General features: G+C 71.3%; 7 protein-coding genes. 6 read left to right on the top strand and 1 reads right to left on the bottom strand.

Translation table 11 applies throughout. The features are described 5' to 3' along the window. Positions 1-114: 114 nt before the first annotated feature. A complete protein-coding gene (gene ileS / locus ACFVZW_RS26925) occupies positions 115-3,246 on the bottom strand; it encodes an isoleucine--tRNA ligase (protein WP_384526200.1) in 3,132 nt (1,043 codons plus the stop codon). 554 nt (positions 3,247-3,800) lie between these two features. On the opposite strand from ileS, the gene ACFVZW_RS26920 reads away from it, so the two are divergent. The 6 genes from ACFVZW_RS26920 to ACFVZW_RS26895 all read left to right on the top strand — a co-directional run bounded on the left by ACFVZW_RS26920 (position 3,801) and on the right by ACFVZW_RS26895 (position 9,110). Next, complete coding sequence (locus ACFVZW_RS26920; RefSeq protein WP_384526197.1) at positions 3,801-4,694, top strand: TraR/DksA family transcriptional regulator; 894 nt, start codon at positions 3,801-3,803, stop codon at positions 4,692-4,694. Between the two features lie 84 nt (positions 4,695-4,778). Further along, complete coding sequence (gene lspA, locus ACFVZW_RS26915; protein WP_384526193.1) at positions 4,779-5,357, top strand: signal peptidase II; 579 nt, start codon at positions 4,779-4,781, stop codon at positions 5,355-5,357. A 17-nt stretch (positions 5,358-5,374) separates the two neighbouring features. Beyond that, the gene (locus ACFVZW_RS26910) at positions 5,375-6,316 is read left to right on the top strand and encodes an RluA family pseudouridine synthase (RefSeq protein ID WP_361433021.1); all 942 of its coding nucleotides are present in this window, start codon (positions 5,375-5,377) and stop codon (positions 6,314-6,316) included. Beyond that, positions 6,313-6,780 carry a GNAT family N-acetyltransferase gene (locus ACFVZW_RS26905; RefSeq protein ID WP_384526190.1) on the top strand — a complete coding sequence of 156 codons (468 nt, stop codon included), beginning with the start codon at positions 6,313-6,315 and terminating at the stop codon, positions 6,778-6,780. Before ACFVZW_RS26910 ends, ACFVZW_RS26905 begins: the two co-directional genes overlap by 4 nt. A 147-nt stretch (positions 6,781-6,927) precedes the next feature. Then, a complete protein-coding gene (locus tag ACFVZW_RS26900; RefSeq protein WP_384526187.1) occupies positions 6,928-8,514 on the top strand; it encodes a Na+/H+ antiporter in 1,587 nt (528 codons plus the stop codon). Between the two features lie 17 nt (positions 8,515-8,531). Continuing rightward, positions 8,532-9,110, top strand: a complete 579-nt coding sequence (locus ACFVZW_RS26895) for a dienelactone hydrolase family protein (protein WP_384526184.1) — start codon at positions 8,532-8,534, stop codon at positions 9,108-9,110. Positions 9,111-9,220: the final 110 nt, after the last annotated feature.

Genomic DNA, 9,220 nt, shown 5'->3' with positions numbered 1-9,220 from the left:
GGCTGCGCCCGGCGGCGGCGGGCGCGGGGGGCCGCGCGCGCGGCGCCCCTGTGGGGGGCGCCATCCCACGCCCCCCCCCCGCGGGGGGGGCGCCCCCCCATTTTCGTGGTGGTGTCAGGCCTTGCGGAGCTGGAACGTCAGGGACAGGCCCTCGTCCGTGAACGGGGTGCCGTACGTGGTGTCCGCCGGGCCCGTCGCGTAGTCCGTTGCCAGGACCTCGTCCGCGATCAGGGACGCGTGGGTCGTCAGCGCCTCCGTCGTCTCCGGGGAGTCCGACGTCCAGCGCAGGGCGATCCGGTCCGCCACGTCCAGGCCGCTGTTCTTGCGGGCCTCCTGGATCAGACGGATCGCGTCACGCGCCAGGCCCGCCTTGCGGAGCTCCGGAGTGATCTCCAGGTCCAGCGCCACCGTCGCGCCCGCGTCCGACGCGACCGACCAGCCCTCGCGCGGGGTCTCCGTGATGATGATCTCGTCGGGGCCGACCGTGATCGTCTCGCCGTTGACCTCCAGCGTCGCCTCACCGCTCCGCAGCGCCAGCGACAGCGCCGCCGCGTCCGCCGCCGCGACCGCCTTCGCCACGTCCTGGACGCCCTTCCCGAACCGCTTGCCCAGCGCCCGGAAGTTCGCCTTCGCCGTGGTGTCGACCAGCGAGCCGCCGACGTCGGAGAGGGACGCCACCGAGGTGACGTTCAGCTCCTCCGTGATCTGGGCCTGGAGTTCCGGGGAGAGCTCCGAGAAGCCCGTCGCGGCCACCAGCGCCCGGGAGAGCGGCTGGCGGGTCTTCACGCCCGACTCCGCCCGCGTCGCCCGGCCCAGCTCCACCAGGCGGCGGACGAGCGTCATCTGCGCCGGGAGCGCCGGGTCGACCAGCGACAGGTCCGGCTCAGGCCACGTCGAGAGGTGGACCGACTCCGGGGCGTCCGGCGTCACCGGCACCACCAGGTCCTGCCACACCCGCTCCGTGATGAACGGGGTGAGCGGGGCCATGAGCCGGGTGACCGTCTCGATCACGTCGTGGAGCGTGCGCAGCGCCGCCGCGTCGCCCTGCCAGAACCGCCGGCGCGAGCGCCGCACGTACCAGTTGGACAGGTCGTCCACGAAGGACGAGATCAGCTTGCCCGCCCGCTGCGTGTCGTACGACTCCAGCGCCTGCGTGGTCTCGGACACCAGCGTGTTCAGCTCGGACAGGAGCCACTTGTCCAGGACCGAGCGCTCCGCCGGCGTCGGGTCCGACGCGCTCGGCGCCCAGCCCGACGTACGGGCGTACAGCGCCTGGAAGGCGACCGTGTTCCAGTAGGTGAGGAGGGTCTTCCGCACCACCTCCTGGATCGTGCCGTGGCCGACCCGGCGCGCCGCCCACGGCGAGCCGCCGGCCGCCATGAACCAGCGCACCGCGTCCGCGCCGTGCTGGTCCATCAGCGGGATCGGCTCCAGGGTGTTGCCCAGGTGCTTGGACATCTTGCGGCCGTCCTCGGCAAGGATGTGGCCGAGGCAGACCACGTTCTCGTACGAGGACTTGTCGAAGACGAGCGTGCCGACGGCCATCAGCGTGTAGAACCACCCGCGCGTCTGGTCGATCGCCTCCGAGATGAACTGCGCCGGGTAGCGCGACTCGAAGAGTTCCTTGTTCTTGTGCGGGTAGCCCCACTGCGCGAACGGCATCGAGCCCGAGTCGTACCAGGCGTCGATGACCTCCGGCACGCGCGTCGCCGTCTTCGAGCAGCTCGGGCAGGGGAAGGTCACCGCGTCGATGTACGGGCGGTGCGGGTCGAGCTCCGACTGGTCCGTGCCCGTCAGCTCGGTCAGCTCGGCGCGCGAGCCCACGCACGTCAGGTGGTCGTCCTCGCAGCGCCACAGCGGCAGCGGGGTGCCCCAGTAGCGGCTGCGGGAGAGCGCCCAGTCGATGTTGTTGTTCAGCCAGTCGCCGAAGCGGCCGTGCTTGACCGAGTCCGGGAACCAGTTCGTCTTCTCGTTCTCCTCGAGAAGGCGGTCCTTCACGACGGTCGTACGGATGTACCAGGACGGCTGCGCGTAGTAGAGCAGCGCCGTGTGGCAGCGCCAGCAGTGGGGGTAGCTGTGTTCGTACGGGACGTGGCGGAAGAGCAGACCGCGCGCGTCCAGGTCGGCCGTCAGCTGCTCGTCGGCCTTCTTGAAGAAGACGCCGCCGACCAGCGGCACGTCCTCCTCGAAGGTGCCGTCGGGGCGGACCGGGTTCACGACCGGCAGGCCGTAGGAGCGGCAGACCTTGAGGTCGTCCTCACCGAAGGCGGGGGACTGGTGGACCAGACCCGTACCGTCCTCGGTCGTGACGTAGTCCGCGTTCACCACGTAGTGGGCTTCGGCCGGGAACTCCACGAGCTCGAAGGGGCGCTGGTACGTCCAGCGCTCCATCTCGGCGCCCGTGAAGGACTCGCCCGTGGTCACCCAGCCCTCGCCGAGGGCCTTCTCGACCAGCGGCGCGGCGACGACGAGCTTCTCCTCGCCGTCGGTCGCGACGACGTAGGTGACCTCGGGGTGGGCCGCGACGGCCGTGTTGGAGACCAGGGTCCAGGGGGTCGTCGTCCAGACCAGGAGCGACGCCTGGCCCGCGAGCGGGCCGGAGGTCAGCGGGAAGCGGACGAAGACGGAGGGGTCGACGACCGTCTCGTACCCCTGCGCCAGCTCGTGGTCCGAGAGGCCGGTGCCGCAGCGCGGGCACCAGGGGGCGACGCGGTGGTCCTGGACCAGCAGGCCCTTGTCGAAGATCTGCTTGAGCGACCACCAGACCGACTCGATGTACTCGGGGTCCATCGTCCGGTACGCGTCGTCGAGGTCGACCCAGTAGCCCATGCGCGTCGTCAGGTCGGCGAACGCGTCGGTGTGGCGGGTCACGGACTCGCGGCACTTGTCGTTGAACGCGGCGATGCCGTATTCCTCGATGTCCTTCTTGCCGGAGAAGCCGAGCTCCTTCTCGACGGCGAGTTCGACCGGGAGGCCGTGGCAGTCCCAGCCGGCCTTGCGGGCCACGTGGTAGCCGCGCATGGTCCGGAAGCGGGGGAAGACGTCCTTGAAGACGCGGGCCTCGATGTGGTGGGCGCCGGGCATTCCGTTGGCGGTGGGCGGACCCTCGTAGAACACCCACTCGGGGCGGCCCTCGGACTGCTCCAGGGTCTTGGCGAAGACCTTGCTCTCGCGCCAGAAATCGAGCACGGCGTGCTCGAGCGCGGGCAGGTCGACCTGGGCGGGCACCTGGCGGTACTGCGTCATCGATCTTCCTCCGGCGGACTGCTTCGTTTCCGTCCGGAGGGACGAGAGCGCCGTGCTGCGCGGCTCCCGCGGTACCACCCTCCTTGGCCCCGGGCGCATGCCCGTGGCCCCCTCATTGGGGTCGCGATGCCGGGTCTAGTCGCCTGACGGCTTTCTTCCGGCGGCTCCGGGGTGATCCTTCACATCGGGCTGGCCCCCGGGCTCTCACCGTCCCCGGGTCGCTCATGGCTGCGTACGACGCTACTCGTCCCCATCCAAGCCTTTCGCTCTGCCCAGTGTACGGGGCGGGGAGGGGGTCGGCAGACCGCTTTTCCGGCGGCTCGCCGGGGCGTCCGGCGTGACCCGAATGGCCATACGGGCGCCACCGGACTTCGGCCGTGGCGACGGGGCGGATTCACCGGGCGGGGAGCTGGGCACAACGGAGGCAGGCAGGCCATGCCGCGGGCATGGGCGGGTGCGAAACGGCGGCGTGCCCCGTTGCCGCGAGCCTTGGGCCGATTTATCGTCCCAGCACGATTCGCGAGCAAGATCACAAAATGTGAAGGGGTCGCGACATGGTGGCGAAGAAGACCGCCGCGAAGAAGACCTCGACCGCCGGTACCACCGGTACGGGCGGGGCGGCCAAGGACGTCACCGGCAAGAAGACGACGGTCACGAAGAAGGCGAACGCGGTGGCCCCGGCACGCAAGAGCACGGCGAGGAAGACGCCCGGGGCCGCGGCCGACGAGGCGGCTCCGGAGAGGAAGCCGGCCGCGAAGAAGGCTCCGGCGGCCAAGAAGGCCAAGGCTCCGGCGAAGGAGACGGCCGCGAAGAAGGCCGCCAAGGCCAAGAAGTCCACGACGGCCGGGAAGTCCACGGCCGCCGAGAAGGCTCCGGGGGCCAAGAAGGTCCCGGCGGCGAAGAAAGCCCCGGCCAAGCAGGCCGCGGTCACGAAGAAGGCCGCGTCCGCGGCGCAGGTGAAGCAGACAGGAGCCAGGACGGTGGCAGCGAAGAAGACCGCGGGTGGCGTCACGACGGCCGAGAACGAGGCCGCGGTCCCCCCGGCCCGTACCGGCGAGCTCGCGGTGCGCCCCGGCGAGGACCCCTGGACGCCCGAGGAGGTCGCCGAGGCCCGCGCCGAGCTGGAGAGCGAGGTGCTCAGGCTCCGGGCCGAGCTGGTCCACTCCAAGGAGGAGCTGACCGGACTGATGCGGGATTCCGGTGACGGCGCGGGCGACGACCAGGCCGACACCGGCACCAAGAACATCACGCGCGAGCACGAGCTGGCCCTGGCCGCCAACGCCCGCGAGATGCTCGAGCAGTCCGAGCACGCCCTGGAGCGGCTGGACGCGGGCACCTACGGGCTCTGCGAGGTCTGCGGCAAGCCGATCGGCAAGGCGCGGATGCAGGCCTTCCCGCGGGCCACCCTCTGCGTCGAGGACAAGCAGAAGCAGGAGCGTCGCGGCTGATTCGGTGCCCGGCTGCCCTGACGGTGCCGTAGAGGCGTGACGTACCCTCGTGCACAGTCAGGGCACCTAGGTTGAGGGACTCACGTGGCAGAGGCGGAGCGCATCATCGGTACGCCGGATTCAGACGCGGACGGCGCGGCGGACGGCGAGGCCTCGGCCCCCGTCGAGCAGCCCAGGGGCAAGCGCAAGATCGTCGCGCTCTTCGTGGTCGCCCTGCTCGCGTACCTGCTCGACCTCGGCAGCAAGCTGCTCGTGGTCGCCGAGCTGGAGGGTCGCGAGCCGATCCGGGTCGTCGGGGATCTGCTGACGTTCCACGTGATCCGCAACCCGGGCGCGGCCTTCGGCATGGGCGAGGCCTTCACGATCATCTTCACGTTCATCGCGGCGACGGTGATCGTCGTGATCGCCCGGCTGGCCCGCAAGCTCTACAGCACCTGGTGGGCCATCGCGCTCGGCCTGCTCCTGGGCGGTGCGCTGGGCAACCTGACCGACCGGATCTTCCGCTCGCCCGGCGTCTTCGAGGGCGCGGTCGTCGACTTCATCGCGCCGGCCCACTTCGCCGTCTTCAACCTCGCGGACTCGGCGATCGTCTGCGGCGGCTTCCTGATCGTGATCCTGTCCTTCCGGGGCCTGGACCCCGACGGCACCGTCCACAAGGACTGACAAGGCATACTCGACAGGTGAGTACGAGTCCCGAGATCCGCACCCTGCCCGTTCCCGATGGCCTTGAGGGCGAGCGCGTCGACGCCGCCATCGCCCGTATGTTCGGGTTCTCCCGTACGAAGGCGGCCGAGCTGGCCGCCTCCGGGAAGGTCCAGGTCGACGGCGCCGTCGTCGGCAAGTCCGAGCGGGTGAGCGGTGGCGCTTGGCTCGAGGTCGAGATGCCCGGCGCCCCGGCGCCCGTGCAGATCGTGGCCGAGCCCGTCGAGGGCATGGAGATCATCCACGACGACGACGACATCGTCGTGATCATGAAGCCGATCGGGGTGGCCGCCCACCCGAGCCCGGGCTGGACCGGAACGACGGTCATCGGCGGCCTCGCCGCCGCCGGCTACCGCATCTCCACCTCCGGTGCCGCCGAGCGCCAGGGCATCGTGCACCGGCTCGACGTCGGCACCTCGGGTCTGATGGTCGTCGCCAAGTCGGAGCGGGCGTACACGCTGCTCAAGGCGCAGTTCAAGGAGCGGGTCGTCGACAAGCGCTACCACGCGCTGGTCCAGGGCCACCCGGACCCGATGAGCGGCACCATCGACGCGCCGATCGGCCGCCACCCCCAGCACGACTACAAGTGGGCCGTCACCGCCGAGGGCAAGCCCTCCGTGACGCACTACGACCTGATCGAGGCGTACCGCGCGGCCTCGCTGCTCGACATCAAGCTGGAGACCGGCCGCACCCACCAGATCCGGGTGCACATGTCGGCCCACCGCCACCCCTGCGTCGGCGACCTCACCTACGGCGCCGATCCGACGATGGCGAAGCGGCTCGGTCTGACCAGGCAGTGGCTCCACGCCGTACGGCTGGGCTTCGAGCACCCGTCGGACGGGCGCTGGGTCGAGTTCGCGAGCACCTACCCGGCGGACCTGCAGAACGCGCTGGACCGGATCGCGGCGGAGAGCGCGTGAGCGCGGGGTTCTCGGTCCGGGAGGTGCGCGGCCCCGAGGACCGCGAGGCCTGCTTCGCGGTGCGACGGGACGTCTTCGTGGTCGAGCAGCGGGTGCCGCAGGAGATCGAGTACGACCGGTACGACGAGACGGCCGTGCACGTCCTCGCCGTCCGTGAGGACGGACTGCCGCTGGGCACCGGACGGCTGATCCACGGCGAGGACGCGGTCGGCAAGACCGGCGCCGACACGTCCGTGGGCTCGCTGGGGCGGCTCGCGGTCACCAAGGCCGCGCGCGGCCTGGGGGTCGGCGTGGCGCTCGTCCGCGCCATCGAGGTCGCCGCCCGTGCGCGCGGGCTGGCGGCCGTGGATCTCCACGCCCAGACCCAGGCGCTCGGTTTCTACGAGCGGCTCGGCTACGAGGCGTACGGCCCCGAGTTCCAGGACGCGGGCATTCCGCACCGCGCGATGCGGCGGGCGCTCTAGGGATCCTCCGCGCGGGCCCATGGGGGCGTTCCCCCTGGGCCCCGCCCGTGAGCGGCGCCGCTCGGCGGGTTTGGGTGGATTCGTCCCCGCCCGTGGCAGGGTTGAGGCCCGATCATCGACCGTGCCGCCAGGCCGGGAGGGCTCACCGTGGACCAATTGGCCCTGTTGTTCCTGCTGTTGCTCGGCGCGCTGCTCACCGTGCCGCTCGGGGACCGGCTCGGGCTGCCGGCCCCGGTGCTCATGACCCTCGTCGGGATCGTGCTGGCCTTCCTGCCCTTCGTACCCAGCGTCGAGATCCCGCCCGAGTACATCCTTCCGCTCGTCCTGCCGCCGCTCCTCTACGCCTCCGTGCAACGCACGTCCTGGCGCCAGTTCGCGGCCAACCGGCGGCCGATCTTCCTGCTCGCCGTCGCCCTGGTCTTCGTCACCACGGCCGCCGTCGCCGCCATGGCCCATACGCTCGTCCCAGGGCTGCCACTCGCCGCCGCCGTCGCGCTCGGCGCGCTCGTCGCGCCGCCCGACCCGGTCGCGGCGACCGCCGTCGCCGGCTCGCTCGGGCTGCCGCGCCGACTGGTCTCGATCCTGGAGGGCGAGGGGCTCTTCAACGACGTCACCGCGATCGTGCTCTACCACGTGGCCATCGGCGCGGCCGTCGGCGGTTCGTTCTCCTGGGAGGGCGCGGGCGCCGAGCTCGTCCTGTCGGCCGTCGTCGCCATCGCCGTCGGGCTCGTCCTGGGCTGGCTCAGCAACAAGCTCATGGGCCTGCTCGGTGAGCCCACCCTCCAGACCGGGCTCACCCTCCTCGTCCCCTTCGTCGCCTATGTCCTCGCCGAGGAGCTGCGCGGCTCCGGCGTGCTCGCCGTCCTCGTCGTCGCCCTCTTCCTCGCCGAGCACGCGTTCGACGCCGACGACGTCATGGGCCGGCTCGCCGGACAGGCGTTCTGGCAGATCGTCGACACCCTGGTCACGGGCATCGCCTTCGGACTGATCGGACTCGAACTGCACGTCGTCTTCGGCACCAGCGACGGCCGCCTGGGGGAGATGCTCGGCTGGGGCGCGGCCGTGACCGGTGTCGTCATCGGCGTGCGGCTGCTGTGGCTGATGCCCGCCACCTGGCTGGCCAAGCGGCTGCACACCCGCCGCGACTACGACGAGGAGATCCCCATGAGCTGGCGGGAGACCGTCGTCATGTGGTGGTCCGGGATGCGCGGGGTGGCCTCGGTGGCGCTGGCGCTCGCCATCCCGCTGCGTACGGACGACGGCTCGCCGTTCCCCGGCCGGGACGAGATCGTCTTCATCGCCTTCTGTGTGATCATGACCACTCTGGTCCTCCAGGGCCTCACCCTGCCCTGGCTGGTCAAGCGGCTGGGGGTGCAGGCGGACACGGACGCCGAGCGCGCCCTGGAGCGCGACCTCGCGCTCCGCGCGGCGAAGGCGGCCAAGCTCCGGCTCAAGGAGATCGAGGACGTGGAGGAGCTGCCCGAAGAGGTCCAGGAGCGGCTGCTGCGCGGGGCGTTCGACATCGGGGCGCGGATCAGTCCCGACATGCTGGACGAGGAGCGCCGGGCCGCTTTCGCCGAGCGGGCCGGGCGCCTCAAGGCCGTGCAGCGCATCCAGCGGGAGATGATGTCGGCCGCCCGCCACGAGGTGCTCTCGGCGCGGAGCGAGCCGGGCACCGATCCCGAGGTGGTCGACAGGGTGCTGCGCCAGCTGGACGTGCGCAGCATGAGATGACGCGGCCGGCTGGCAGGATGGACCGCATGGACATCATGCTTTTCCACTCGACCTACGGTCTGCGTCCGGCGGTGGAGGCCGCGGCCGAACGGCTGCGGGCCGCCGGGCACCTGGTGCACGTGCCCGACCTCTTCGAGGGCCGGACCGCCGGGACCGTGGAAGAGGGCATGGCGATCAAGGAGGAGATCGGCAAGGACGAGCTGCTGAAGCGCGCGATCCTGGCCGCGGCTCCGTACTCCGAGCGCGGACTCCTCTACGCGGGCTTCTCGTTCGGCGCCTCGGTCGCGCAGACCCTCGCGCTGGGCGACGACAAGGCGCGCGGACTGCTGCTGCTCCACGGCACCTCGGACATCGCGGAGAGCGCGACCGCCGACGACCTTCCCGTACAGCTGCACATCGCCGACCCGGACCCCTTCGAATCGCACGACTGGCTGACGTCCTGGTATCTGCGGATGGGCAAGGCGGGGGCGGACGTGGAGGTCTACCGCTACCCCGGGGCCGGTCACCTCTACACCGATCCGGAGCTGCCGGACTTCGACGAGCGCGCCGCCGAGCAGACCTGGGCGATCGCGCTGGCGTTCCTGGAGAGCCTGTAGGACGTACGGAAGGGGGGGGGGGGGGGGGGCCCCCCGCCCCCCCCCCCAAATCGGGGCGGGGTGGGCGGAGACGCCGATAACCGGGGACAATCAGGTTCTTAGCCACTCGA

This window comes from Streptomyces sp. NPDC059567 (assembly GCF_042735655.1).
Taxonomy (GTDB): Bacteria; Actinomycetota; Actinomycetes; order Streptomycetales; family Streptomycetaceae; genus Streptomyces.
The sequence above is the reverse complement of the archived record's forward strand: the minus strand, read 5'-3'. Positions and strand labels throughout refer to the sequence as shown.